The 375-nt window shown below is 49.3% G+C and carries 1 protein-coding gene; it reads left to right on the top strand.

The annotated features are described in order from the left end of the window. Window positions 1-8 precede the first annotated feature (8 nt). Window positions 9-375, top strand: a 367-nt coding sequence (locus tag A3739_RS04440; protein WP_082878268.1) for a pyridoxine 5'-phosphate synthase, incomplete at its 3' end; no start/stop codon positions are given.

Here is a 375-nt window from a genome sequence, read left to right on the forward strand (position 1 = left end):
TGAGTAAGATGAGTCAACAGCGTAGGGTGTTGTTAGGTGTAAATGTCGATCATGTTGCAACCCTTAGACAGGCACGAGGTACGCGTTACCCTGATCCCGTCCAGGCTGCGATGCTAGCTGAAGAAGCTGGCGCTGACGGCATTACGATTCATCCGAGAGAAGATCGCAGGCATATTCAGGATCGCGATGTGTTTGTGATGAAGGAAACCCTCCAAACGCGTATGAACCTGGAGATGGCGGTAACGGATGCGATGGTCGATCTCGCTTTAAAGGTTAAGCCAGAGCATATTTGCTTGGTGCCTGAAAAACGCGAAGAGTTAACTACCGAAGGTGGGTTAGATGTTGTGGGGCATCTTGATAAGGTTAAGGATGCTT

This window comes from Oleiphilus sp. HI0067 (assembly GCF_001635735.1).